Annotated in this window: 24 protein-coding genes; 13 read left to right on the forward strand and 11 right to left on the reverse strand. The window is 68.3% G+C overall.

Annotated elements, in window-relative coordinates:
* Positions 1 to 13: 13 nt before the first annotated feature.
* The 4 genes from C8258_RS06745 to C8258_RS06760 all read left to right on the forward strand — a co-directional run bounded on the left by C8258_RS06745 (position 14) and on the right by C8258_RS06760 (position 5,746).
* Entirely contained in the window at positions 14 to 979 is a 966-nt protein-coding gene (locus C8258_RS06745) for a triacylglycerol lipase (protein ID WP_106954434.1), read from the forward strand.
* Between the two features lie 293 nt (positions 980 to 1,272).
* Positions 1,273 to 3,822, forward strand: coding sequence for an ATP-dependent Clp protease ATP-binding subunit (locus tag C8258_RS06750; RefSeq protein WP_036497458.1), 2,550 nt, complete (start codon positions 1,273 to 1,275; stop codon positions 3,820 to 3,822).
* Between the two features lie 154 nt (positions 3,823 to 3,976).
* Entirely contained in the window at positions 3,977 to 4,762 is a 786-nt protein-coding gene (locus C8258_RS06755) for a phytanoyl-CoA dioxygenase family protein (RefSeq protein WP_199195618.1), read from the forward strand.
* A 75-nt stretch (positions 4,763 to 4,837) separates the two neighbouring features.
* Positions 4,838 to 5,746 carry an LLM class flavin-dependent oxidoreductase gene (locus C8258_RS06760; RefSeq protein ID WP_106954436.1) on the forward strand — a complete coding sequence of 303 codons (909 nt, stop codon included), beginning with the start codon at positions 4,838 to 4,840 and terminating at the stop codon, positions 5,744 to 5,746.
* 19 nt (positions 5,747 to 5,765) lie between these two features.
* Here the strand turns inward: C8258_RS06760 and C8258_RS06765 are convergent, their stop codons facing one another.
* Together C8258_RS06765 and C8258_RS06770 are read right to left on the reverse strand one after the other, a co-directional pair.
* Complete coding sequence (locus C8258_RS06765; protein ID WP_199195619.1) at positions 5,766 to 6,431, reverse strand: response regulator transcription factor; 666 nt, start codon at positions 6,429 to 6,431, stop codon at positions 5,766 to 5,768.
* A 34-nt stretch (positions 6,432 to 6,465) separates the two neighbouring features.
* Positions 6,466 to 7,704, reverse strand: coding sequence for a sensor histidine kinase (locus C8258_RS06770; RefSeq protein WP_233224920.1), 1,239 nt, complete (start codon positions 7,702 to 7,704; stop codon positions 6,466 to 6,468).
* Positions 7,705 to 7,830: 126 nt separating this feature from the next.
* Here C8258_RS06770 and C8258_RS06775 point away from each other — a divergent pair, with 126 nt between their 5' ends.
* The 3 genes from C8258_RS06775 to C8258_RS06785 all read left to right on the forward strand — a co-directional run bounded on the left by C8258_RS06775 (position 7,831) and on the right by C8258_RS06785 (position 10,221).
* Positions 7,831 to 8,823 carry an ABC transporter ATP-binding protein gene (locus tag C8258_RS06775; RefSeq protein WP_106954438.1) on the forward strand — a complete coding sequence of 331 codons (993 nt, stop codon included), beginning with the start codon at positions 7,831 to 7,833 and terminating at the stop codon, positions 8,821 to 8,823.
* Entirely contained in the window at positions 8,820 to 9,668 is an 849-nt protein-coding gene (locus tag C8258_RS06780) for an ABC transporter permease subunit (protein WP_106954439.1), read from the forward strand. The genes C8258_RS06775 and C8258_RS06780 overlap by 4 nt, the downstream gene beginning before the upstream one ends.
* Before the next feature lie 109 nt (positions 9,669 to 9,777).
* Positions 9,778 to 10,221, forward strand: a complete 444-nt coding sequence (locus C8258_RS06785) for an OsmC family peroxiredoxin (protein ID WP_106954440.1) — start codon at positions 9,778 to 9,780, stop codon at positions 10,219 to 10,221.
* An 87-nt stretch (positions 10,222 to 10,308) separates the two neighbouring features.
* Here C8258_RS06785 and mhuD read toward each other — a convergent pair whose 3' ends face one another.
* Positions 10,309 to 10,623, reverse strand: a complete 315-nt coding sequence (mhuD, locus tag C8258_RS06790; protein ID WP_106954441.1) for a mycobilin-forming heme oxygenase MhuD — start codon at positions 10,621 to 10,623, stop codon at positions 10,309 to 10,311.
* A gap of 44 nt (positions 10,624 to 10,667) precedes the next feature.
* On the opposite strand from mhuD, the gene C8258_RS06795 reads away from it, so the two are divergent.
* The 3 genes from C8258_RS06795 to C8258_RS06805 all read left to right on the forward strand — a co-directional run bounded on the left by C8258_RS06795 (position 10,668) and on the right by C8258_RS06805 (position 13,781).
* Positions 10,668 to 11,411 (forward strand): alpha/beta fold hydrolase, encoded by a 744-nt coding sequence (locus C8258_RS06795; RefSeq protein ID WP_106954442.1) that lies wholly within the window; start codon positions 10,668 to 10,670, stop codon positions 11,409 to 11,411.
* A gap of 136 nt (positions 11,412 to 11,547) precedes the next feature.
* Positions 11,548 to 12,720, forward strand: coding sequence for an acyl-CoA dehydrogenase family protein (locus C8258_RS06800; protein ID WP_106954443.1), 1,173 nt, complete (start codon positions 11,548 to 11,550; stop codon positions 12,718 to 12,720).
* A gap of 230 nt (positions 12,721 to 12,950) precedes the next feature.
* The gene (locus tag C8258_RS06805) at positions 12,951 to 13,781 is read left to right on the forward strand and encodes an enoyl-CoA hydratase/isomerase family protein (RefSeq protein ID WP_036497503.1); all 831 of its coding nucleotides are present in this window, start codon (positions 12,951 to 12,953) and stop codon (positions 13,779 to 13,781) included.
* Positions 13,782 to 13,787: 6 nt separating this feature from the next.
* On the opposite strand, the gene C8258_RS06810 is transcribed toward C8258_RS06805, so the two are convergent.
* The 6 genes from C8258_RS06810 to carD all read right to left on the reverse strand — a co-directional run bounded on the left by C8258_RS06810 (position 13,788) and on the right by carD (position 18,738).
* On the reverse strand, positions 13,788 to 14,084 hold the full coding sequence (locus C8258_RS06810; RefSeq protein ID WP_036497501.1) for a hypothetical protein: 297 nt from the start codon (positions 14,082 to 14,084) through the stop codon (positions 13,788 to 13,790).
* A 272-nt stretch (positions 14,085 to 14,356) separates the two neighbouring features.
* Positions 14,357 to 15,325 (reverse strand): 23S rRNA (guanosine(2251)-2'-O)-methyltransferase RlmB, encoded by a 969-nt coding sequence (gene rlmB / locus C8258_RS06815; RefSeq protein ID WP_036497499.1) that lies wholly within the window; start codon positions 15,323 to 15,325, stop codon positions 14,357 to 14,359.
* 61 nt (positions 15,326 to 15,386) lie between these two features.
* Complete coding sequence (cysS, locus tag C8258_RS06820) at positions 15,387 to 16,772, reverse strand: cysteine--tRNA ligase (protein ID WP_036497498.1); 1,386 nt, start codon at positions 16,770 to 16,772, stop codon at positions 15,387 to 15,389.
* 238 nt (positions 16,773 to 17,010) lie between these two features.
* Positions 17,011 to 17,493, reverse strand: coding sequence for a 2-C-methyl-D-erythritol 2,4-cyclodiphosphate synthase (ispF, locus tag C8258_RS06825; RefSeq protein ID WP_106954600.1), 483 nt, complete (start codon positions 17,491 to 17,493; stop codon positions 17,011 to 17,013).
* A gap of 14 nt (positions 17,494 to 17,507) precedes the next feature.
* The gene (gene ispD / locus C8258_RS06830; RefSeq protein ID WP_106954444.1) at positions 17,508 to 18,239 is read right to left on the reverse strand and encodes a 2-C-methyl-D-erythritol 4-phosphate cytidylyltransferase; all 732 of its coding nucleotides are present in this window, start codon (positions 18,237 to 18,239) and stop codon (positions 17,508 to 17,510) included.
* Positions 18,240 to 18,249: 10 nt separating this feature from the next.
* Positions 18,250 to 18,738, reverse strand: coding sequence for an RNA polymerase-binding transcription factor CarD (gene carD, locus C8258_RS06835; protein WP_019931623.1), 489 nt, complete (start codon positions 18,736 to 18,738; stop codon positions 18,250 to 18,252).
* Positions 18,739 to 19,010: 272 nt separating this feature from the next.
* Here carD and C8258_RS06840 point away from each other — a divergent pair, with 272 nt between their 5' ends.
* The 3 genes from C8258_RS06840 (at position 19,011) to disA (ending at position 22,417) form a co-directional block, all read left to right on the forward strand.
* Positions 19,011 to 19,736 carry a hypothetical protein gene (locus tag C8258_RS06840; protein ID WP_233224921.1) on the forward strand — a complete coding sequence of 242 codons (726 nt, stop codon included), beginning with the start codon at positions 19,011 to 19,013 and terminating at the stop codon, positions 19,734 to 19,736.
* A gap of 66 nt (positions 19,737 to 19,802) precedes the next feature.
* Positions 19,803 to 21,206 carry a DNA repair protein RadA gene (gene radA, locus C8258_RS06845; protein WP_106954445.1) on the forward strand — a complete coding sequence of 468 codons (1,404 nt, stop codon included), beginning with the start codon at positions 19,803 to 19,805 and terminating at the stop codon, positions 21,204 to 21,206.
* A 101-nt stretch (positions 21,207 to 21,307) separates the two neighbouring features.
* On the forward strand, positions 21,308 to 22,417 hold the full coding sequence (gene disA, locus C8258_RS06850; RefSeq protein ID WP_051024163.1) for a DNA integrity scanning diadenylate cyclase DisA: 1,110 nt from the start codon (positions 21,308 to 21,310) through the stop codon (positions 22,415 to 22,417).
* 86 nt (positions 22,418 to 22,503) lie between these two features.
* On the opposite strand, the gene C8258_RS06855 is transcribed toward disA, so the two are convergent.
* Both C8258_RS06855 and C8258_RS06860 read right to left on the reverse strand, forming a co-directional pair.
* On the reverse strand, positions 22,504 to 23,157 hold the full coding sequence (locus C8258_RS06855) for a DUF4232 domain-containing protein (protein WP_106954446.1): 654 nt from the start codon (positions 23,155 to 23,157) through the stop codon (positions 22,504 to 22,506).
* 148 nt (positions 23,158 to 23,305) lie between these two features.
* Complete coding sequence (locus tag C8258_RS06860; protein WP_036497560.1) at positions 23,306 to 23,929, reverse strand: carbonic anhydrase; 624 nt, start codon at positions 23,927 to 23,929, stop codon at positions 23,306 to 23,308.
* Positions 23,930 to 24,009: the final 80 nt, after the last annotated feature.

A 24,009-nucleotide genomic window follows, 5' to 3' on the forward strand; every position in this document is an offset into this window, starting at 1 on the left:
GGAGGGGATCCCGATGCCGTCTCATATCGCGCATCTGCCGCGCCGGGCGCTCGGAGCCGCGCTCGTTCTGGCGATCTCGAGCATTCTGTGGGTGACCGCCGCCGCCGCGGCCCACGCCGAATATCCGGTGGACTACAACTTCTTCTCCGGCATTCCGTACGAGCTGCGAAATCCGGGTGGATCCCTGCCCGGCGCCGACGACTGGTCGTGCCGGCCCAGCGACGCCCATCCCGAACCCGTCGTGCTGGTGCACGGCACCGGCGGCGGGGCGCAGACGAACTGGGGCGTGTACGCGCCGCTGCTGGCCAACGAGGGATATTGCGTCTATTCGCTGACCTACGGCGCCTACGATCTGCCGTGGCCGCTCTCTGCGATCGGCGGGATGCGGCCGATCGAGGACAGTTCGGCGCAGCTCGCGGAGTTCGTGGACCGGGTGCTGGCGGCGACCGGCGCCGAGAAGGTCGATCTGATCGCACATTCGCAGGGCAATCTGGTGGGCAACTACTTCGTGAAGCGATTGGGCGGTGCCGACAAGGTCGACAAGTTCGTGGCGATCGCGGCGCCGTGGCTGGGCACCTTCGGTCCCGTGATCGACCCGGCTCGCGATGTCGCGGTGCGCCTGGGCGCGGGGCCGGCCTTCGACGCCGCCCTGGGGGCGAGCCCCTGTGCCGCCTGTGCGCAGATGACGGGTAGCACGGATTTCATCCGCTCCCTGAACGCCGACGGCGTGTACGACCCGGACGTCACCTACACCAATATCGAGACCCGCTACGACGAGCTGGTGGTGCCGTACACCGTCGCCCTGGTACCCGGTCCGAACACGACGAACGTCGTGGTCCAGGACGGCTGCGCGGCGGACTACTCGGAGCACGCGGGCATCGCGGGCAGCGACCGGGCGGCGGCGTTCGCGCTCAACGCCCTGGATCCGGACGATCCGCGGCCGGTGCCCTGCCACTTCATCCCGCCGATCACCGGATAGTTCCGTATCCGGGCCGCGAACCCCACCATCGCGAAGCGGAAGCGGAAAATTCAGCTGTGGGCGTAGTTGCTGGGGAAACGTTCCGGGTTGGTGCCGCGTTAGAACGGTATGACTCGCGTTGTCGCCCGTTCGCAATAGGGTGGACGGACGACGGCCGTGACCCCCGCCAACTACAGTAGAGGCGGGGGATGCAACCCCAGGGCTTCATGGCAGGCTGGCGCCACAGGTGTGAAGCACGAAGCACAACAGCAGCGCCGGATGCCGTGGATAGCGGAGCAGGAAGTGAGGGAGCGATGTTCGAGAGGTTCACCGACCGCGCGCGGCGGGTCGTTGTCCTGGCCCAAGAAGAGGCTCGGATGCTCAACCACAACTACATCGGCACCGAGCACATCCTGCTGGGCCTGATCCACGAGGGTGAGGGTGTCGCGGCGAAGTCCCTGGAGTCGCTGGGAATTTCGCTCGAGGGTGTGCGCAGCCAGGTGGAGGAGATCATCGGGCAGGGCCAGCAGGCGCCGTCCGGTCACATCCCCTTCACCCCCCGGGCCAAGAAGGTGCTGGAGCTGAGCCTGCGCGAAGCGCTGCAGCTCGGCCACAACTACATCGGTACCGAGCACATTCTGCTCGGCCTGATTCGTGAGGGCGAAGGCGTCGCGGCCCAGGTGCTGGTGAAGCTGGGCGCCGACCTCAACCGGGTGCGGCAGCAGGTCATCCAGCTGCTGTCCGGCTACCAGGGCGGTAAGGAGGCGGTGGAGTCCGGCGCTCGTGGCGAGTCCGGGACCCCGTCCACCTCGCTGGTCCTCGACCAGTTCGGCCGCAACCTGACCCAGGCCGCACTCGAAGGCAAACTCGACCCCGTCATCGGCCGCTCGAAGGAGATCGAGCGCGTCATGCAGGTGCTGAGCCGCCGCACCAAGAACAACCCGGTCCTGATCGGTGAGCCCGGCGTCGGTAAGACCGCCGTCGTCGAGGGTCTCGCCCAGGCCATCGTCAACGGCGAGGTGCCGGAGACGCTGAAGGACAAGCAGCTCTACACCCTCGACCTGGGTTCCCTGGTCGCGGGCAGCCGCTACCGCGGTGATTTCGAGGAGCGCCTGAAGAAGGTGCTCAAGGAGATCAACACCCGCGGCGACATCATCCTGTTCATCGACGAGCTGCACACGCTCGTGGGTGCGGGTGCCGCCGAGGGCGCCATCGACGCGGCCTCGATCCTGAAGCCGAAGCTGGCCCGCGGTGAGCTGCAGACCATCGGTGCCACCACCCTCGACGAGTACCGCAAGTACATCGAGAAGGACGCCGCCCTGGAGCGCCGGTTCCAGCCGGTCCAGGTGGGCGAGCCGACGGTCGAGCACACCATCAACATCCTCAAGGGTCTGCGCGACCGCTACGAGGCGCACCACCGGGTGTCCATCACCGACGGTGCGCTGGTGGCCGCGGCCACGCTGGCCGACCGGTACATCAACGACCGGTTCCTGCCGGACAAGGCGATCGACCTGATCGACGAGGCGGGCGCGCGGATGCGCATCCGCCGGATGACCGCTCCGCCGGACCTGCGCGAATTCGACGACAAGATCGCCGATGCCCGCCGGGAGAAGGAAAGCGCCATCGACGCGCAGGACTTCGAGAAGGCCGCGCGGCTGCGCGACAAGGAGAAGCAGCTCGTCGCCAAGCGCGCCGAGCGGGAGAAGCAGTGGCGTTCCGGTGATCTGGACGTCGTGGCCGAGGTCGACGACGAGCAGATCGCGGAGGTGCTGGCCAACTGGACCGGTATCCCGGTGTTCAAGCTCACCGAGGAGGAGACCACCCGTCTGCTCCGCATGGAGGACGAGCTGCACAAGCGGATCATCGGCCAGGAGGACGCGGTCAAGGCCGTCTCGAAGGCCATCCGCCGTACTCGCGCCGGCCTGAAGGATCCGAAGCGTCCGTCCGGTTCGTTCATCTTCGCCGGTCCGTCCGGTGTCGGTAAGACCGAGCTGTCCAAGGCGCTGGCGAACTTCCTGTTCGGCGACGACGACGCGCTCATCCAGATCGACATGGGTGAGTTCCACGACCGCTTCACCGCCTCGCGGCTGTTCGGTGCCCCTCCGGGCTACGTCGGCTACGAGGAGGGCGGCCAGCTCACCGAGAAGGTGCGCCGCAAGCCGTTCTCGGTCGTGCTGTTCGACGAGATCGAGAAGGCCCACCAGGAGATCTACAACACCCTGTTGCAGGTGCTGGAGGACGGTCGTCTCACCGACGGTCAGGGTCGTACGGTCGACTTCAAGAACACCGTGCTGATCTTCACCTCGAACCTGGGCACCTCCGACATCTCGAAGGCCGTGGGTCTGGGCTTCGCCCAGTCCAACAACGAGGGCTCGAACTACGAGCGGATGAAGCTCAAGGTCAACGACGAGCTGAAGAAGCACTTCCGTCCGGAGTTCCTCAACCGTATCGACGACGTCATCGTCTTCCACCAGCTCACCAACGAGCAGATCGTGGAGATGGTGGATCTGATGATCAATCGCGTCGCGACCCAGCTGCGGAACAAGGATATGGAGATCGACCTCACCGAGAAGGCCAAGAGCCTGCTCGCCAAGCGCGGATTCGACCCGGTGCTGGGCGCCCGCCCGCTGCGCCGGACCATCCAGCGCGAGATCGAGGATCAGCTCTCGGAGAAGATCCTGTTCGGCGAGATCGGCCCCGGCCAGATCGTCGAGGTCGACGTCGAGAACTGGGACGGCGAGGGTGCCGGCGAGGACGCCAAGTTCACCTTCGCGGGTAAGGCCAAGCCCGCGAAGGCGGAGGCCGAACCGGTCGCGGCGCTGGCCGGCGCCGGTGAGACCACTCCCGAGGCCTCGGCCGAGTAAGTAGTCCGCACAGATCGGTAGATGCCGGTCATCCCGCACGGCGGGGTGGCCGGCATCGTCGTATGCGCACAAAAGTCGTAGCGCACAAAATGAGTGGCGGCCGCGCGGGCGAATGTTCCATTCTGGCGATGTTCGCGAGCGGAAAGAGGGCTGTGTGCTGACCGATGCCGAGGTGGAGGGCTTCGTCGCCGAGGGTTTCGTCCGAGTGGAGGGTGCGTTCTCCGAGTCCACCGCGGCTGAGGCGAGGGAAATCCTGTGGCGCGCAACCGGATGCGATCCGGTGGATTCCGCAACGTGGACCCGGCCGGTGGTCCGGCTGCCCGGATTCGCCGACCCACCGTTCGCCCGGGCGGCACGCAGTCCGCTGCTGGCACAGGCGTGTGATCGGCTGGTCGGTGCGGGCCGCTGGGTTCCGTACCAGGGGCTGGGCACCTTCCCGATTCGGTTCCCCAGCGCGCAGCCGCCGGGCGACGACGGATGGCATATCGACGCGAGTTTCCCGGGCGAGGATCCGCAGGACTATCTGCGGTGGCGCATCAACGTGCGGTCGAAGGGCCGCGGTCTGCTGATGCTGTTCCTGTTCTCCGACGTCGGCCCCGACGATGCGCCGACGCGGATCCGGGTGGGCTCGCATCTGCGGATCGCGAAGGTGCTGGAACCGTACGGTGCGGCCGGGGTCGCGATGTCGGACCTGGTCGAGGACTTCGCCGCCACCGAGGGCCTTCCGGAAGTGGCGGCCACCGGCCGGGCCGGAGATGTGTATCTCTGCCACCCGTTCCTGGTGCATGCCGCCCAGGCGCATCGCGGACGCAACCCGAAATTCATGGCTCAGCCGCCGCTGCAGCTGCGCGAACCGTGCGTGCTGGACCGGCCCGAGGGTGCGTATTCACCGGTGGAACAGGCGATTCGGCGGGGACTCGAGCTCGGCGGCATCCGCTGACTACGCGCGGGGACGTACCCGGGATGTGTTCTCCGGACGGATGATTCGCGCCGCCCGGAGGCAGAGGCTGAAGTCATGGACATCGGATTGCATCTCACGAACTTCGCGCTGGACACCCCCTCGGAACGCATCGGATCGGGTCTGGCCGAGGTGGTGCGCACGGCCGAGGACAGCGGGTTCTCGCTCATCGCCGTGGGTGATCATCTCTGGCAGAGCCCGTGGCTCGGGCGTGTGGAACAGAATGTGCTGGAGGCGTATTCGACGCTGTCGTTCATCGCGGCGCATACGTCGCGGGTGGAGCTGACCGCGGTGGTGTCGGGGGTGCACTATCGGCATCCGGCCATGCTCGGAAAGCTCGTCACCACCCTGGATGTGCTGTCCGGCGGCCGGGCCTGGCTGGGGATCGGTTCGGGCACCTCCACCGGCGATGTGGAGGGGTACGGTCTGCCGTTCCCGCCGCTGCGCGACCGCTACGAGATGCTGGAGGAGACGCTGCGGATCTGCCGGGCCATGTGGAGCGGCGAGCGAGGCGGATCGGAACCCGTGCACGGCAAGCACTTTCACGTCGAGCGCCCGCTGAACGCCCCGCAGGCGGTGCGGACCTCGCTCTCGGGTGCGCATCGCCCGCATCCGCCCGTGCTCATCGGCGGGGATGGTGAGCGGCGCACGCTGCCGCTGGTGGCGCGGTACGCGGATGTGGCGAGCCTGCGGCCGGGGCCGGAGCTGGCGAACAAGATCGAACTGCTGGACCGATTGTGCGTGGAGATCGGCCGCGATCCGCATGAGATCCGCAAGAGCTGTGTCTTCGCCTTCGATCTCGGACCGGACGGGGGCGGCGCCGGTCAGGTGCTGGGGCAGCTGAAGCGGATGGCGGATATGGGCATCGACCTGGTGATCGGCCGGATGGCCGGCGTCGACGAGCTGACTCCCCTGGAGATGATGGGGCGCGAGGTGATTCCGGTGGCCGCGGAATTCGGTCGCTGACACCGGGCCCGCGGCCGGACTACTGCCAGCCGGGCCGGACCAGACCGGATTCGTAGGCCATCACCACGAGTTGCGTCCGGTCGCGGGCGCCGAGTTTCACCAGGATTCGACTCACATGGGTGCGGGCGGTGGCGGGGCTCATGAAGAGGCGCCGCCCGATTTCGGCGTTGGTGAGCCCTTCGGCGACCAGCGCCATCACCTCGCGCTCGCGGTCGGTGAGTTCGGACAGGGCCGCGGTGGGCGCGGGTTTGGCGTGGGTGGCGAATTCGGCGACCAGGCGGCGGGTGACGCTGGGCGAAAGCAGTGCGTCCCCGTCGGCGACCACCCGCACCGCCCGCACCAGATCCGCGGGTTCGGTGTGTTTGACCAGGAAACCCGTGGCGCCCGAACGCATGGCCTCGAAGACGTACTCGTCGAGTTCGAAGGTGGTGAGGACGACTACTCTCACGCCGGTGAGATCGGGATCGGCGGCGATCTCCCGGGTCGCGGCCAGGCCGTCGAGCACCGGCATCCGGATATCCATCAGAACCACATCCGGGCGCAGTTCCCGGGTCAGCCGCAGCGCGTGCTCACCGTTGTCGGCCTCGCCCACGACCGCGATCCCGTCCTGAGCGTCCAGCAGCGCGGCGAATCCGGCGCGGACGAGGGCTTGGTCGTCGGCGACCAGGACGCGAATGTCGTTCACGAAACCTCCTGTAGCTCAGGGTATTCGGTGCCGATCACGGGGGTTCGGGTGGTTCGACCGGAGGGGCGGGTGTTCCGGGCTCGCCGGCGGCGGTCACCGGGATCGGTAGTCGAGCATCCACCCGGAACCCACCGTCGGCGCGCGGCGTCGCGGACACCTCCCCGCCCAGTGCGTGCGCGCGTTCGACCATGCCGGGAATCCCGTTCCCGCCACCGGTTGTGGACGACTGTGGAGAATTCGGAGGTCGCTCGTTGTCCACAGTGATGCACAGCTCGCTCGGTGAATAATCCACAACCACCGTCGTTTCCGCGCCGGGCGCGTGTCGCAGCACATTGGTCAGCGATTCCTGCACGATGCGGGCGGCGGCCACGTCGACCACCACGGGCAGCCGGCGCGGTGTGCCCGTAATCCGGGTGTGGACCGCCGTCCCGGCGGCGCGGGTCGGAGCCAGCAATGATTCCAGATCGCCGATGCCGACCGCCGGACCGGTCGGCGCCGCAACGGTTTCCGCGCCGGCACGGATCGAGCGCAGCAGACTGTGCACCTCACCGATCGCATCGCGGCTGACCTCTTTGATCGCCGACAGCGCGGTCGCGGCCTGTTCGGGTTTGCGGTCGAGCAGTTCCAGCGCCACCGACGACTGCACATTGATCAGCGACAGGCTGTGCGCGAGCACATCGTGCAGTTCGCGCGCGATGGCCAGCCGCTCCTGGGCCGCCCTCTGTTCGCGCTCGGCCAGTTCGCGGGCGCGTTCGGCCTCCCGGTTACGCCGCGCCGCCTCGGCGCGCTGACGCCGCGCGATCAGCGTCGAACGCCGCTGCCGGATTCCCTCGGCGATCGCGATCAGCACCACCAGCCAGGCCAGGATCCCGGCGACCGGCCAGCCCCCGGGGCCGTGGCCGCGCAGGGCGGGCACCGGCCACACCATCAGCAGATATCCCAGCGGCACCAGCGGATAGGTGTACCAGCGGGAGCCGCGCGAGGCCGCGGTCAGGAAGGCGATGACCAGCGATACGAAGACCGGTCCGTAACCGTAGCCGACCAGCAGATAGGCAACGGTGACCGCGAGCACGCCCACGAATACCGCCCGGGGATACATCGCGCGCAGCGCCAACAGCAGCGGGCCGGCCACCAGCAACGCGTATCCCAGCGCATCCAGTGGTCGCACGCCGGACTGATGCGCATTCGCCGCATGTCCGGCGCCCAGTTGGACAGCGGCCACGACGACGCTCAGCATCACATCCCGGGCGCCGGGCCGCCTACTCGACTGCACAGTTCGAACGGTAACCCCGTCGCGCCGCACAGCGAGCCCCCGCGCCGCGAATTACGTCCAGATACGTACGCCGAGGCGGGCACCGTGACGGATGTGTCGCCGCAGGTCCAAGCGGATGGTCGAGATATGAACAGATCGAATGCCGATCCGGGTGGCGCGCTCCCCGGTACGGCCACGCAGGCTCGGTCGGCCGCAGCCGAGGTCGTGGTCACCGACGCGCTCACCAAGAAGTACGGCGACCATACGGCCGTGGACGCGGTGTCCATGTCGGTGCGGCGCGGCGAGATCTACGGATTTCTCGGTCCCAACGGCGCCGGTAAGACGACGACGCTGCGGATGCTCGTCGGGCTGATCGCGCCGACCTCCGGTACCGCGACGGTGCTGGGCCGCAATCCCGGTGAACCGGAGTCGTTGCGGCGCATCGGCGTTCTGATCGAAGGGCCCGGCTTCCATCCGTACCTGTCCGGCCGCGACAACCTGCGGGTGCTGGCCCGCTACCACCGGACCGAGCGCACCGCCGGTACCCGGCGTCGCGACCGATTCGCCGAGGTGGACGAGATCCTGGCGCGGGTAGGCCTCGCCGATCGGGCCGACGACCGCTTCCGCACCTATTCGCTCGGCATGAAGCAGCGCCTCGGCGTCGGCGCCGCGCTGCTCGGCAACCCCGATCTGCTCATCCTCGACGAGCCGACCAACGGCCTGGACCCGGCCGGCATGGCCGAAATGCGGGAACTGGTCACCGGTTTGGCCGCCGACGGGCACACCGTCGTGCTCTCCTCGCATCTGCTCGGCGAGGTGCAGGAAATCTGCGATCGGGTCGGCGTGATCTCCGGCGGGACGCTGCTCACCGAATCGACGGTGAACGAATTACGTGGCGCGGCAACGCTTCTGGTGCGTGCCGAGCCGCTGGAGACGGCCTATCCGGCGGTGCGCCGGGTGGTGGGTGAACACCGCGCGCTGCTGACCGCCGCCGGCATCAGAGTCGATGCCGGTAGGGCACTGGCGCCCGAGGTGGCGCGCGCGGTGATCGCATCCGGCGCGGATCTGCTGGAGCTGCGCACGGACGAGAAGTCGCTGGAGGAAGTGTTTTTCGAGATGACGAAACAGGAGCACCGATGAACGACATACTGGCATGCACCCGAGCCGAATTCGCGCGGCTGCGGAAGTGGCCCGCGTTCTGGATCGTGCTCGGTACCTGGATCGCGCTGAATCTCGTCTTCGCCTATCTGTTCAACTATCTGGCCTACACCTCGGGCAGCAGTTCCCGGATGTCGAACGGGCAACCGCGCGAGGTGCTGTTGCAACTGATGCTGCCCGCGGCCGTGCCCGAGGTGTTCACCCAGGGCATGGCGATGTTCGGCGGTGCGCTCATGCTGGTACTCGGTGCGCTGGTGGTGGGCAGCGGATACGGCTGGGGCAGTTGGAAAACCGTCTTCACACAGGGGCCTTCGCGCCGCGCGGTGGTCGGCGGTACCGTGCTGGCCCTGACGGGCGTGGTGGTGGGCTTGGTCGGTGCGGCGTTCGTGGTGGATACCGGTGTGGCCGCGGTGATCGGGGTGGCCGAGCACCAGACGCTGACGCTGCCGACGGCCGCGCACACCCTGTTCGGCCTCGCGACCGGCGTGGTGATCCTCGGTATGTGGACGCTGGCCGGCGCGCTGATCGCGGCGATCGCGCGCGGTCCGGCGCTGGCGGTCGGGCTGGGGCTGGTGTGGGTGCTGGTGGTGGAGAATCTGCTGCGCGGCGTTGCCTCGATCTTCTCGCCGATCCGGGCCGTCGCCGACCATCTGCCGGGGACCGCGGCGGGTTCGGCGGCCGGGGCCATGCGCAGTGTGGGCGGCGCCGCGACACCGGGCGTCCTGGATATCCTGTCGCGACCGGCGTCGTTCCTCGTCCTGGCGGCATATATCGCGGTATTCGCCTGCGGCACAGTGGTATTGATGGTTCGTCGCGATATGGCGTGACCGTCCGCGCGGTGTCGCGCGGGAATCGTGCCGGACAACGGTGAGTCGAGCGCGCTCGGCGAGTAGGTTCGACCGCGACGGCTCATTCTCACTCGACGAAAGGACAGCGATGCCTACACGTAGCGCGCGTACCGCATGGACCGGTGGCTTGCAGGACGGATCCGGACAGGTCGACCTGGCCAGTTCCGGTGTCGGCAAATTCGACGTCTCGTTCCCGAAGCGGACCGCCGATACCGCCGAGGGCACCACCAGCCCCGAGGAATTGATCGCGGCCGCGCATTCGTCCTGCTACGCGATGGCGCTGTCCGGTCAGATCGGCGCCGCCGGCGGCACCATCGAAAGCCTGGACGTGAATGCCGACGTGACCCTCGGCCCGGACCCCGCGGGCGGCTTCCGCATCTCGAAGATCGCGCTGACCGTGCGCGGCCGGGTCTCGGGTATCGACGCGGGTGGCTTCGAGCAGGCCGCCCAGACCGCCAAGGCCGGTTGCCCGGTCAGCAAGGCCCTCGCCGGCGTCGAGACGATCGAACTCGACGCCGCACTCGAAAACTGAGCCGGCGCTCGCCGAAGTAAGCGCGGGCGTCGGCTGCCACGGGACAGCCCACCCGGTGGTCGGGCCGACCACCGGGTGCAAGGACCACTACTGGGCCGGTTTGCCCGCGACGTCGAGGACGACTTCGAATTCCAGCAGCGAGGCGCCCGTGGCGACCGGCTGACGGGCCTGCCCGGCGTGCGCCTCCTTGGCCGGTCCGTCCCGCCACGCGGCGAACGATTCCTCCGAATCCCACTGCGTCACAACGAAATACCGGTTGTCACCGGCCACCGGGCGGAGCAACTGGAAGCCCAGGAAGCCGGGCGAGTCCTCCACCGCGTGCGCGCGATGCGCGAAGCGCTTCTCGAGTTCGGGTCCGGCTCCCTCGGGAACCTCGATCGCATTGATCTTCACAACAGCCATGAGCCCAGGCTAATCCCCTGGCTCGCCACGTATCGTCGGTGCCGATGTTGTACGACGAGGGCGGCACCGGGGTGCCGATTCTGCTGCTGCACGGATTGATGGGCAGCGCGCGGACCTGGGCCGGCCAGGTGCCGTGGCTGCGCGCATTCGGTCATGTCCACTCCTTCGACGCCGCCGGCCACGGTCGCCCGGCGCCGCCGGAGCTCACCACGGAGGCGTTCGTCGCCGACCTGGCCGCCGCGACCGCCGCGATATCGGAGCCGATGGTGGTGATCGGGCATTCGATGGGCGGACTGCACGGATGGATGTTCGCGGCCGCGCATCCCGAGCGGGTGCGGGCGCTGGTGGTCGAGGATATGGCGCCCGATTTCCGGGGGCGCACCGCCCAGCACTGGGCGGAGATGATCGAGTCCTGGCCGCAGCCGTTTCCCGATGCCGACGCGGTACTCGACTATTTCGGCCCCGTCGCCGGGCGCTACTTCCTCCACTCGTTCACGCCCGCACCGGACGGCTACCGGTTGCACGGTTCCGTCGCGACCTTCCGCGACATCTCCGAGGAGTGGGGCACTCGCGACTTCTGGGCCGAATGGGCTGCGGTGCGCGTGCCGACACTGCTGCTCGAGGGCGAATACACGATCACGCCGCCGGGGCAGATGCGGGAGATGGCGGCGGCGCGGCCGGGTGTGCGCCATGTGGTTGTCGGCGCCGCCGGACATCTCGTCCACGACGATCAACCCGCTGTCTATCGCGCCGAAGTCGAACGGTTTCTGCACGAAAACGTGGGTTGATCGGATCGTGCGCGGGCGGGAGCGGGCCGAGACAGCGGCCTTCGGGAGCTGCGGTCCGGCAGTTGCGGGCAATCGCCTTCAGTCTCGGGCCGGAGCCGACGTATGCTCCTCTGAGGCCCCGACCAAAAGGTGAATCATGATTAACTTCTCGATCCCCGCCGACCTCGCCGCCGAACGTGACCGCATCCGCCGGTTCGTCATCGACAAGATCGTCCCGTTCGAGCGCGACCCCCGCCTGACCGCGCACGGACCCAACGACGAGCTGCGGCAGGAATTGGTCGAAGTGGCACGGGCCGAGAAGCTGCTCACCATTCAGGCGCCCGAGGCGCTCGGTGGTCGCGGGCTCACCCACGTCGAACAGGCCGTGCTGTACGAGGCCGCCGGATGGTCCACCCTGGGACCGGTCGCGATGAACTGCGCCGCGCCCGACGAGGGCAATATGTTCCTGCTGTCCAAGGTGGCGAATCCGGAGCAGGTGGAGCGCTACCTGATGCCGGTGATCGACGGCCACCAGCGATCGGTCTTCGCGATGACCGAACCCGGGGGCGCCGGATCGGATCCGGCCCAGCTCGCCACCACCGCCACCTTCGACGGCGAGAACTTCACGATCAACGGCCGCAAATGGCTGATCACCGGGGCCGACGGGGCGAAGACCTGGATCGTCATGGCCAAACTCGAGGACAACGACCACCTCCCCGCGGGCCCGACCCTGTTCCTCACCGAGGGGGACACGCCGGGAATCGTCATCGAGCGAACGATGAACACGATGGACCGCAACTACGTCGGCGGCCACGGCGTCGTGCGCTTCGAGAATCTGGTCCTGCCCAAGGAGGCGTTGCTGGGGGAGAGCGGCCAGGCCCTGCGCTACGCCCAGCTGCGACTGGCACCCGCCCGCCTCACCCACTGCATGCGCTGGCTCGGCGCCGCCGAACGTGCGCAGAGCATCGCCGTCGAACACGCCAAGACCCGCACCGCGTTCGGCAAACCGATCGGCGAACACGAGGGCGTGTCGTTCATGCTGGCCGACAACGAGATCGCCCTGCACCAGTGCCGCCTGACCATTTGGCACGCCTGCTGGCTGATGGATCAGGGCCACAAGGCGCGTCACGAGAGCTCGATGGCGAAATCCTATGTATCCGAGGAACTGTTCAAGGTCGCCGACCGCTGCGTCCAGGTCCTCGGCGGCATCGGCATCAGCGACGAAACCGTGGTCGAGATGATCTTCCGCGACATGCGCGCCTTCCGCCTCTACGACGGCCCCACCGAAGTCCACAAATACGCGATCGGCCGCCAAGTGCTGCGCGGATAGAGAGCCTGCGCGCGCTGCCCCCGTCAAGGCGTACGTCTACGAGCCGTGCACCTCGGTGGGTCTCGGCCCGCCTCGATTTTGGAGCGACGGAGCGAGGGAGCGCAGCGACTGAGCGGAGGAGTGAAAAATCGAGGCCCAGGGGGCCGAGACCCCGCCGAAGCGAAGCGAAGGCCAAAGATCCAGCCAGTAAGGTGGGGCGGAAAGATCACCCAAGCCTAGGATTGTGTCGCATGAGTTCGGAACTGCAGGTCGATGTGTCCGCCGGTGTCGCCGTACTCACGCTCAATCGTCCCGCGCAGCAGAACGCCATGACGCCCACGATGGCGGCGGAGCTCGGAACCGCGCTGCGGCGCTGCGATACCGAGGACGCGATTCGCGCGGTGGTGATCACCGGGACTCCGCCCGCGTTCTGCGCGGGCGCCGATCTGTCCGCACGCGTGGGTGACGTGCGCGGCACGATCGATCCGCCGCCGTGGCAGATCCGCAAGCCGGTGATCGCGGCCGTGAACGGGCATGCCGTGGGGATCGGGCTGTCGCTGGCACTGCAGTGCGATCTGCGATACATGGCGACCGACGCCGTATACGGGCTGAACCAGGTGCGTCGCGGCGCGATGGCCGACGGTTACGCGCACTGGACACTGCCGCGTCTGGCGGGGATGGCCAATGCGGCCGACATCATGCTGACCGGTCGCACGTTCGACGGTGAGGAAGCGCGCCAGATGGGCGTGGCCAACAGCAGTCTGCAGGCCGGCGAGGTGTTGCCGACCGCCCTGGCCGTGGCCCACGACCTGGCGGCCGGTTCGGCGCCGCTGCCGACGGCACTGACCAAGCGGCTGCTCTGGGAGGGCCTCGGGATGAGCCCCGAGGCGGTCGGCCGGCTGGAGTCCGAACTGCACGGCTTCGTCGGCAAGAGCGTGGACGCGGCCGAGGGGATGGCGGCGTTCCGCGACCGCCGCCAGCCGCAGTGGAAGGGCAGTATCAGCGCCGAATGGCCCGCGGGCGAGTTGTCGTCGCCGGGCGAACGTCCGGGGCTCGACGGCACCACCGAGGAACCGGCCTAGCGGACGTCAGCGCCCGCCGATGAGCATCATCAGAAAGACGCACGCGTACAGCACCATCAGTACGGTGCCGACGATGCCGACCACGTAGCCGACCACCACCTGTGAGCGGCCGCCGATGGTGCCGCCGGACATCTCGATCTGGTCGAGCGCCCGTTTGCCCATCACCCACGCCACCGGACCCAGTGCGCCGCAACACAATAGGCTCAGCACACCCAGGATCAGCACCGTCGTCGCATGGGGGTGTTCGACCGGGTTGCCGGTCGGCGGCTCAGGCAGCGATCCCCAGTAGTCGGGTTGATTCATGGCCACCGTGCGAGTTTACGGCGTGCCGACCCGAAAAGCTGTTTCTTCGGCCTTCGCTTCGCTTCGGCGGGGTCTCGGCCCCCTGGGCCTCGATTTTTCACTCCTCCGCTCAGTCGCTGCGCTCCCTCGCTCCGTCGCTCCAAAATCGAGGCGGGCCGAGACCCACCAAGGTGCACGGCTCGAAGATGTTCACCAGGTGGGATAAGACTCGGTGTCTCGCAAATGGCTGCGACTGTGTAGAACTCGATGGTCGCCGGCCACGCTGCGACTGCTCAGCGGCGTTGCCGGGCGATGTCGGAGAGCACGACGCCCGCCGCCACCGAGGCGTTGAGCGACTCCACCGGCCCGGCCATCGGGATGCTGATGATGGTGTCGCAGGTTTCGCGGACCAAGCGCGACAGGCCCTTACCTTCCGAGCCGACGACCACGACGGTCGGTGTGGTGCCGTCGAAGTCGTCGAGGACGGTGTCGCCGCCGGCGTCGAGGCCGACCACCTGCAGACCGGCCTTGGCCCAATCCTTGAGTGTGCGAGTCAGATTGGTCGCGCGCGCCACCGGCAACCGGGCCGCGGCGCCGGCGCTGGTGCGCCAGGCGACCGCCGTGACACTCGCGCTGCGGCGCTGCGGAATCACCACGCCGTGGCCACCGAACGCGGCGACGGAACGGATCACCGCGCCCAGGTTGCGGGGATCGGAGATGTTGTCCAGCGCCACCAGCAGCGGCGCGGTCCCGGACGCGCGCGCACTGTCCAGCAGATCCTCCGGATGGGCGTAGCGGTACGGCGGCACCTGCAGGGCCATGCCCTGATGTAAACCGTTGGCGCTCATCCGATCCAGATCGGTGCGCGACACCTCCAGGATGGAGATTCCGGCATCGGCGGCGCGCTGCACGGATTCGGTCAGACGGTCGTCGTTCTCGGTACCCAGCGCGACGTACAGCGCGGTGGCGGGAACCTCCGCGCGCAGACACTCCACCACCGGGTTGCGGCCCAGCACCAACTCCGGCCCGTCGTCGCCCTTGCGGGTGCCGGGCCGGGCGCGGTTCTGGCCCTGCGTCGCCTTGGCCGCTTTCGCCGCCACCGCAGCGCGTTTCGAGGCGGGGTGGTTCTTGCGCATGGTGGCGGGCGGGGTGGCGCCGCGGCCCTCGAGCCCGCGGCGGCGCTTACCGCCGCTGCCGACGACGGCGCCCTTCTTGGTGCCGCCCTTGCGGATCGCACCTCGTCGCTGCGAATTTCCTGCCATCAGTATGCCTTTCGTGTCGGTCGCGACACCCGCACCCGATCAGCAGGCTTCGCCGGTTGAATCATTTGGCCAGCGACCAATCCGAGCCGCCGGCAGTGTCGACGACTTCGATTCCGGCCGCACCGAGCCGATCGCGCACGGCGTCGGCGGTGGCCCAATCCTTTTCGCTGCGGGCCCGCTGGCGGCGCTCGAGTTCGGCCCGCACCAGGATGTCGAGTGCGGATTCGGCCGCCGAGGTGTCCTTCGGGCCGGCCCAGTGCGGATCCAGCGGATCGACACCCAGGATTCCGAGCATCGCCCGCACCTGTCCGGCGGCCTCGCGCGCCGATTCGCCCGCGCCCGCCTCGAGCGCTCGATTGCCCTCGTGCACCACGCGATGAATTTCGGCCAGTGCCTTCGGGATCGCGAGATTGTCGTCGAGCGCCTCGGCGAAGGCATCGGTCCATTTCCCGACGGCGACCTCACCGACCCGCTCGACGGTGCGCTGTACGAATGCCTCGAGTCGCTGATAGGTCTGCGCGGCATCGCGCAGCGCCTGCTCGGAATATTCGAGCATCGACGCGTAATGCGCACTGCCCAAATAGAACCGCAATTCCACGGGGCGCACCTGGGTGAGAATATTCGGCACCGAGAGCGTGTTGCCGAGCGACTTCGACATCTTCTCGCCGCCGAGCGTCACCCAGCCGTTGTGCAGCCAATACTGTGCGAATCCGTCTCCGGCGGCACGGGATTGGGCGATCTCGTTCTCGTGGTGCGGGAAAACCAGATCCATACCACCGCAGTGGATATCGAATTCGGGGCCGAGGTAGAACTCGGCCATCGCCGAGCATTCCAGATGCCAGCCCGGGCGCCCGGGACCCCACGGCGACGGCCAGGTCGGCTCGCCCGGTTTGGCGGCCTTCCACAGCGTGAAATCGCGCGGATCGCGTTTACCCTCGCCGGCGCTCTCGCCCTGCTGCACATCCTCGAGTTTGTGCCCGGAGAGCGCACCGTATTCCGGATAACTGCGCACATCGAAATACACGTTGCCGCTCGACGCGTAGGCGTGCCCGCGGTCGATGAGCCGCTGCATCATCTCGACCATCTGGGTGATGTGCCCGGTGGCCCGCGGTTCCACCGACGGCGGCAGTACCCCGAGCGCCTCGTAGGCGCGGTCGAAGGCGCGCTCGTGGGTCGCGGCCCATTCCCACCACGGGCGGCCCGCGGCGGCGGCCTTGGTGAGGATCTTGTCTTCGATATCGGTGACATTTCGCACGAAGGCCACGTCGTAGCCGTTCGCGGTGAGCCAGCGGCGCAGCACGTCGAAGGCGACGCCGCTGCGGACGTGCCCGATATGAGGTTCGCCCTGCACGGTGGCGCCACACAGGTACACCGACGCACGTCCAGGGACCAGCGGGGTGAAATCCCGCAGGGTCCGCGTCGCGGTGTCGAACAGGCGCAGAGTCACGACCAGCCATCCTAAGGCTTGTTGAACAACGGTATGGGTGGGCCCCTCCTATGGTCCACGGTCCATCGAATGCGATGGCACCGCGGGTCCGGAAAGGATTCGCCGGGGCATGTTTCCGGAGCGAGTTTCGAGCCGAGCGGTGCGGCCGAAGGCGCGAGTGCGAATACGGCGGTCGGCGCCGAGTTCGCTGCGGTCGATCGACGCGAGCGGTAAATCCGCGAGGGATCGCCGACTGCGGTTATGCGGTACTACATCGCCCGTCGTGCACGAGTAATGCGGTCGCCACCGCGGCGATGCCCTCACCGCGTCCGGTGAGTCCCAGACCGTCGGAAGTCGTACCGGATACCGAAACCGGTGCGTCGAGTAATTCGCCGAGTATTTTTTGCGCTTCGGCGCGTCGCGGCCCGATCTTGGGGCGATTACCGATGATCTGTACCGCCGCGTTGAGGATCCGATATCCGGATTCGGCGAGCAGTCGCCGCACCTCGGTCAGCATCGCGGCGCCGGATACGCCTTCCCATTCGGGCCGTCCGGTGCCGAAGACCGCGCCGACGTCGCCCAGGCAGGCGGCCGAGAGCAGCGCGTCGCACAGAGCGTGGGCGGCCACATCGCCGTCGGAATGTCCGGAGCACCCGTCGTCGCCCTCGAACAGCAGTCCGGCCATCCAGCAGGGCCGGCCCGGTTCGATGGGATGCACATCGCTGCCGATGCCGGTGCGCAGCGCGGTGAGATCGGTCATCCGGTCACCGCCGCTCCGGTCGTCGCGGGGAGTGTGGCGTCCGCTACCAGCGCGTTCGCGAGTTTCAGATCGAGTGGGCCGGTGATCTTGAAAGCCAGCGGATCGCCCGGGACCACCGAGACGGTCGCGCCGGTGGCCTCCACGAGGCCCGCGTCGTCGGTGGCGGGCAGGTCGAGCGCGTACGCCTCGCGCAGCAGCCCGGCATCGAAGCCCTGGGGAGTCTGAATGGCCCGCAGCCCCGAACGGTCGGGCGTACCGGTGACGTCGCCGACCGCATCGACGGCCTTGATGGTGTCGGCCACCGGAATGCCGGGAACGACGGCGCGGTGACCGGCGTTCAGCGCGTCCACGACTCGCGCGATCAGCGACGGCGGCGTCAGGGCGCGGGCCGCGTCGTGCACGAGGACATGAGTGGCCTCCGATGCGGCGGCCAGGCCGGCACGGACCGAGTCGGTGCGTTCCACGCCGCCGGCCACCACGTCGACCGGTATCGGGCTGGCCGCGTGGGCACGGGCGGCGAGCAGTTCCCGGGCCGCATCGATCATCTCGATGGGCGCCATGATCACGATGCGGTCGACGACCCCGGACGCGATCAGACCGTCTACTGCGTGTACGAGCATGGGACTGCCGCCGACCGGGACGAACGCCTTGGGTGTCGATTCACCCAGGCGAACGCCCCGGCCGGCGGCAGGAACCAATGCCACAACGCGGCGGGAGTTGAGCGTCAAGGCGATGCGGTCAGGAGGCCGCGGCGAGAACCTCGTCGAGCAGGGTCTCGGCCTTGACGTCGTCGGTGCCCTCGGCGAGCGCGAGCTCACCGACCAGGATCTGCCGGGCCTTGGCCAGCATCCGCTTCTCGCCGGCGGACAGGCCGCGGTCCTGCTCCCGACGCCACAGGTCGCGGACGACCTCGGCCACCTTGTTCACATCGCCGGAGGCGAGCTTCTCGAGGTTGGCCTTGTACCGCCGAGACCAGTTCGTCGGCTCCTCCGTGTGCGGAGCGCGTAGCACCTGGAAGACTCGGTCGAGACCTTCCTGGCCGACGACGTCGCGGACGCCGACGTACTCCGCGTTCTCTGCGGGAACCCGAACGGTGAGATCGCCTTGGGCGACCTTCAGGACCAGATACTCTTTCTGAACACCCTTGATGGTGCGAGTCTCGATTGCTTCGATCAGCGCCGCTCCGTGGTGGGGGTAAACGACGGTGTCTCCGACCTTAAAAATCATGTGTCCCGTGCCCCTTTCGATGTTCACAGTTTAACATGCGACTCGATAACGCTGCGATCAACGGCGCAGGTCAGGGGCCACAACAGGCAGACCTTGGGGCTTGACAGATCGCGAAGCGTATGCATCTTGTTGCGGCAGAAGGGGATACGCGGCTCGCGGGTCGCCGCGGAACCTTACACCGGACCGGTCCACACCGACCACCCTGTGAACTACTACGCTGCCTACTACTACTCTCCATCGTGGAGTGAGCCGGTCGACATGGAGGACAACCCGTGACTGCCCTGAAAGCCACCACAGCGTCGAATGTGACCAAGGTGTCGCGGCGCGCAATCGCTGTTGCCGCGCTGGCCACCGGTGCGGCGCTGGCGTTGTCCGGATGCGGTGCCGGTCAGATCTCGCAGACCGCGGGCCAGGTGCCCGCCGTCAACGGCGCCGCGGCCACCGTCGGCAATGTGGCGCTGCGTGACGTGCGCATCCTGCTGCCGCAGTCGGAGGAGTACACCAACGCCAAGGGCGGCAAGTCCGTCGTCGCGTTCAGTGCGATCAACGAGGGTTCGTCCAAGACCGACACACTGGTCAGCATCACCACCGACCTCGGCCAGGTGAAGATCACCCCGGCCACGCCGGAGCTGATCCCGGGGCAGACGGTCGTCGCCGCGAGCCCGGAAGCGGCCAAGGCGGCCCAGGCGGGCGAGAACTCGACGCCGACCTCCGCTCCCGCGCAGCCCACCAGCTCGGCCGCGACCCCCACGCCCGAGCACAGCGCGTCGCCGCGCCAGGAGGGCGCCGGAACGCCCGATCAGCCGGCCGACCCGAACGCGCATCCGATCCTGGTCGAGGTCACCGGGCTGTCCAAGGACATCGTGCCCGGCCTGACCTACGGCGTGACCTTCAACTTCAAGAACGCCGGCACCGTGCAGGTGCAGGTGCCCGTCGACGCCGGCCCGGACACCCCGCGGCACGAGGGCGCGACGGTCGCCGAGCACGGCGGCCACTGAGCCACGCCTGCGCGCACCCGCCCCGGTATACCGGCCCGTGTCGGCCCCTCTCTCTAGGCTGCGCACGTGGCCAAGGTGAAATCGCTGTACCGCTGCTCGGCATGCGGGAACGAGGTTGCCAAATGGGTGGGGCGCTGCCCGGGGTGCAACGAATGGGGGACCGTCGACGAGGTGGTGACGGCCGGCGCCGGTGCGGGAACGCATGCCGCCGGGCGCCGGGCGCTGCTGCCCTCGACGGCCGCGGCGCCCATCTCGACCATCGATTCGAAGGTCACCCGCGCCCGGCCCACCGGTGTCGCGGAATTGGACCGCGTCCTCGGCGGCGGGGTGGTGCCGGGATCGGTGGTGCTGCTCTCGGGTGAACCGGGCGTCGGCAAGTCGACGCTGTTGCTCGAGGTCGCCCACCGCTGGGCCCGGCAACGCGACGAGCGCGCGCTCTACGTCACCGCCGAGGAGTCCGCCGGACAGGTCCGGCTGCGCGCCGACCGGACCGGGGCCGTGCACGAAAGGGTCTATCTCGCAGCCGAATCCGATCTCGCCACGATTCTCGGCCATGTCGATCAGGTCCGGCCGACACTGCTGGTGGTCGATTCGGTGCAGACCATGCTGGCCGCCGACGCGGACGGGGTGATCGGCGGCGTCACCCAGGTGCGTGCCGTGACCGCGGCCCTCACCTCCCTGGCCAAGGCGAGCGGGATCGCGGTGCTGCTGGTCGGCCACGTCACCAAGGACGGCAATGTCGCCGGGCCGCGCACCCTCGAACACCTGGTGGACGTGGTGTTGCAGTTCGAGGGCGACAAACACTCCACTCTGCGCATGGTGCGCGGCATCAAGAACCGCTTCGGCAGTGCCGACGAGGTGGGCTGTTTCGAACTGCACGACGACGGCATCGTCGGGGTGAGCGATCCGTCCGGACTGTTCCTGCATCACCGCGCGGATCAGGTTCCCGGGACCGCGATCACCGTCGCGATGGACGGTAAGCGGCCGCTGCTCGGCGAGGTGCAGGGGTTGACCGTATCCACCCAGGTACCCGCGCCGCGGCGGGCGGTGAGCGGTCTGGACTACAACCGTGTGTCGATGGTGCTCGCGGTGCTGCAGAGCCGCTGCGGTGTGTATCTGGGCAAGCACGACGTGTATGCCGCCACGGTCGGCGGGATGCGATTGACCGAACCCGCCGCCGATCTGGCCGTCGCGGTCGCGATCACCGGCGCCGAACGCGATATCCCGCTGCGCGCGGGCATGGTTGTGCTGGGCGAGGTCGGTCTCGCCGGGGAGGTCCGGCGTGTCACGGGGGTCGGGCGCAGGTTGCGCGAAGCCGAGCGGCTAGGTTTCACGGAGGCGTTGGTACCGCCGGGGACCGACCTGTCCGGCATCGGGATGAAGGTGCACGAGGTCGCGAGTGTTCGTGCGGCGCTCGCCTCGAGTGGTTTGTCGAAGCGACGACGCGAGCGTGTGGAGGCTGTGGAATGATCCCGGGCCGTTGGGTGACCCACCTGCTCGGCCGTCCCGCGCCGCGCGGCAGGTTCGTGAGCCCAGCGGATGTGCCGATCGCGGCGGATGCGGCGGAGGCGATGCCGGCGGCGGAGGCGGTCCGGGCCGACGACGATCCCGGTCTGAGCACCACCATCGCCCGGCTGGTGCCGGGCACCGAACTGCGCGACGGTATCGACCGGATTCTGCGCGCCCGCACCGGCGGGCTGATCGTGCTCGGCTACGACGAGGAGCTGGAACGAATCTGCGACGGCGGATTCGAACTCGATGTCGAATTCTCGCCGACCCGGCTGCGTGAGCTGTCGAAAATGGATGGCGCCGTGGTGCTTTCGACCGACGGCGCACGCATCCGCCGCGCCAACGTCCATCTGGTGCCCGACCCCGGCCTGCCGACCACCGAATCCGGCACCCGCCACAAGGCGGCCGAGCGCACCGCCGCGCAGACCGGCTATCCGGTGGTGTCGGTGAGCCGCTCGACGGGCATCGTCACGGTCTATCTCAACGGGCATCGGCATCCGATCCAGACCTCGGAGACCATCCTGTCGCGAGCCAATCAGGCGATGGCGACGCTGGAGCGCTACCGCTCCCGGCTGGACGAGACCACCCGGCAGCTGTCACTGGTGGAACTGAACGACTGCGCGACGGTGCGCGATGTGCTGGCGGTGGTGCACTGCCTGGAACTGGTCCGCCGCGTCGCGCGCGAAATCAGTTCCGACGTGGCCGAACTCGGCGTCGACGGCCGCCAGCTGGCGCTGCAACTGGCCGAACTCGTCGGCAACACCGAGGCCCTGCGCCGCCTGCTGGTCCGCGACTACATCCGCAGCGAACCGGTCGACGACGCGATGGTCGACCGCACCCTGGCCGCCCTCGACGGGCTGCTCGAGGTGGATCTGCTCGAACTCACCAATCTCGCACCGGCCCTGGGTTTTCCGGCGACGTTCGAAGCTCTCGACACCGCCGTGGGCCCGCGCGGATACCGGGTGCTCGCCGAGATCCCGCGGGTGCCGCTGCGCCGCGCCGAACCCGTGATCGCCGCCTTCGGCTCGCTGTCGGGCCTGGTATCGGCGAGTGCGTCGGAGATCGAGGGCGTCGACGGTATCGATGCGCATCTGGCCCGCCAGATCCGCGAGGGCCTGTCCCGGCTGTCGGAGTCCGGTGCGGTCCGATCGACGGAATCCGGCACCGTCTGAACCGGACGGAATCCGGCACCGTCTGAACCGGACGGAATCCGGCACCGTCTGAACCGCTTCGGGCGCTGCCGGATTCGAGCCTCGCGTCAGGCGATGTTGAAGGTCTCCGGTGCGCTGCGCACGGAACCGAACTGCGCCACCACCGCGTATCCACCGGCCGGCACCGGAACGCGATCGCCCGCACAACCCGGCTGCGACGTGGTGCCCGACCAGGTGAGGGTGAACGCCGCCTGCTGGCCGCCGTTGAGCGTGCGCACATCGGCCGGACCGCCCTGATCGCAGTCGGTGTTCGACCACAGCTTGCGCTGACCGTCCAGCGACTGCACCCACACCTGCTGCAGGCCCGAACCCATATCCCGGCTGCAGGCCGCGGTGGAGATGTTGGTCAGCACGATGGTGATCACCGGCTGATCACCGGCCTTGTAGGTCGGCTGGCCGACGGTCACCTTCACCGCCAGCGACTGATCCGGACACGGCGCCGGGACGCCGCTGGCCGTCGAATTGACGGTGCCCGAGGCCGGAACCTGCGAACCGCTGGGATCGGCGGTGGTGGACCCGGCCGCCTTGGCGGAGGTGGAGGTCGCCGCCGCGGCCTTGGGGTCCTTGTCGCCCCCGCCGCTGCGCAGCAACATCAACGCCAGCCAGATGACCAGAGCGAGCGCGACGATCAGCGCGCCGATGGCGAGCAGGCGGCGACGCCAGTAGATCTCCGGCGGCAGCGGTCCATTCGGTTCCAGCACGGCAACAACGGTAAGGGCACGATCGTGCCGTTCCGCTCAGGTACGCGGCGTGTCGGCGCCGAAATGGCGGTGACGCCGGGTACATTTTCGCGCCCGCTTCCGCGACGGCGCCGTCACCCGGCGATCACCGCGTGAGAACCGTTGTGGTTCAGACCGTTTCGCCGATATCGCCGATCACCTTGTGCAGCAGCGCGCGGCCGTCGGCAAGCTTGTAGTTCACACAGGCGATGGCGCACTGCCCGCTCGCGACCCGATCGGACACGATCTTCGAGCGATCGGTGAGCAAGCGCGCGGTTTCCTGCACGTGGCGGGCCTCGAGTTCATCGACCTCGGTGAGTCCGTCACGGCGGCCGGTCAGGATGGACGGCGTCACGCGCTCGACCACGCTGCGGATGAATCCGCCGGGCACGTTGCCGTCGTCGAGTGCGTCGATGGTCGCGCGGACCGCGCCGCAACTGTCGTGCCCAAGGACGACGATCAGCGGCACGTTGAGGATTTCGACGCCGTATTCGATCGAACCGAGCACCGACTCGTCGACGACGTGGCCGGCGGTACGGACCACGAACATATCGCCGAGGCCCTGGTCGAAGATGATCTCGGCGGCGACCCGGGAGTCGCCGCACCCGAACAGGATGGCCCGGGGCTGCTGCCCGCCGACGAGTTTGGCGCGGTCGGCGGCGCCCTGGCTGGGGTGCTGCAGTGTGCCGTTGACGAACCTGTCGTTACCCTCGCGGAGAGACTTCCAGGCACTGATCGGGTTGGTATGAGGCATGCGTCCCATTTTCCATGGCTTGAGGGCTACCGGCGAGTCCGTTCGGCTACACATGGGCAAATTTCGGATCACCGGCGGGC

The sequence above is a fragment of the Nocardia sp. MDA0666 genome (assembly GCF_003023875.1).
Classification (GTDB): Bacteria; Actinomycetota; Actinomycetes; order Mycobacteriales; family Mycobacteriaceae; genus Nocardia; species Nocardia aobensis.

Bases quoted from the DNA above. Each gene is read 5' to 3' on its own strand.
- mhuD (WP_106954441.1), bottom strand. From the start codon at position 10,623: ATGGCTGTTGTGAAGATCAATGCGATCGAGGTTCCCGAGGGAGCCGGA.
- C8258_RS06780 (WP_106954439.1), top strand. From the start codon at position 8,820: ATGAACGACATACTGGCATGCACCCGAGCCGAATTCGCGCGGCTGCGG.
- disA (WP_051024163.1), top strand. From the start codon at position 21,308: ATGCCGGCGGCGGAGGCGGTCCGGGCCGACGACGATCCCGGTCTGAGC.
- C8258_RS06860 (WP_036497560.1), bottom strand. From the start codon at position 23,929: ATGCCTCATACCAACCCGATCAGTGCCTGGAAGTCTCTCCGCGAGGGT.
- C8258_RS06800 (WP_106954443.1), top strand. From the start codon at position 11,548: ATGATTAACTTCTCGATCCCCGCCGACCTCGCCGCCGAACGTGACCGC.
- C8258_RS06745 (WP_106954434.1), top strand. From the start codon at position 14: ATGCCGTCTCATATCGCGCATCTGCCGCGCCGGGCGCTCGGAGCCGCG.
- C8258_RS06750 (WP_036497458.1), top strand. From the start codon at position 1,273: ATGTTCGAGAGGTTCACCGACCGCGCGCGGCGGGTCGTTGTCCTGGCC.
- C8258_RS06760 (WP_106954436.1), top strand. From the start codon at position 4,838: ATGGACATCGGATTGCATCTCACGAACTTCGCGCTGGACACCCCCTCG.
- C8258_RS06795 (WP_106954442.1), top strand. From the start codon at position 10,668: ATGTTGTACGACGAGGGCGGCACCGGGGTGCCGATTCTGCTGCTGCAC.
- C8258_RS06785 (WP_106954440.1), top strand. From the start codon at position 9,778: ATGCCTACACGTAGCGCGCGTACCGCATGGACCGGTGGCTTGCAGGAC.
- C8258_RS06805 (WP_036497503.1), top strand. From the start codon at position 12,951: ATGAGTTCGGAACTGCAGGTCGATGTGTCCGCCGGTGTCGCCGTACTC.
- rlmB (WP_036497499.1), bottom strand. From the start codon at position 15,325: ATGGCAGGAAATTCGCAGCGACGAGGTGCGATCCGCAAGGGCGGCACC.
- C8258_RS06775 (WP_106954438.1), top strand. From the start codon at position 7,831: ATGAACAGATCGAATGCCGATCCGGGTGGCGCGCTCCCCGGTACGGCC.
- C8258_RS06810 (WP_036497501.1), bottom strand. From the start codon at position 14,084: ATGAATCAACCCGACTACTGGGGATCGCTGCCTGAGCCGCCGACCGGC.
- carD (WP_019931623.1), bottom strand. From the start codon at position 18,738: ATGATTTTTAAGGTCGGAGACACCGTCGTTTACCCCCACCACGGAGCG.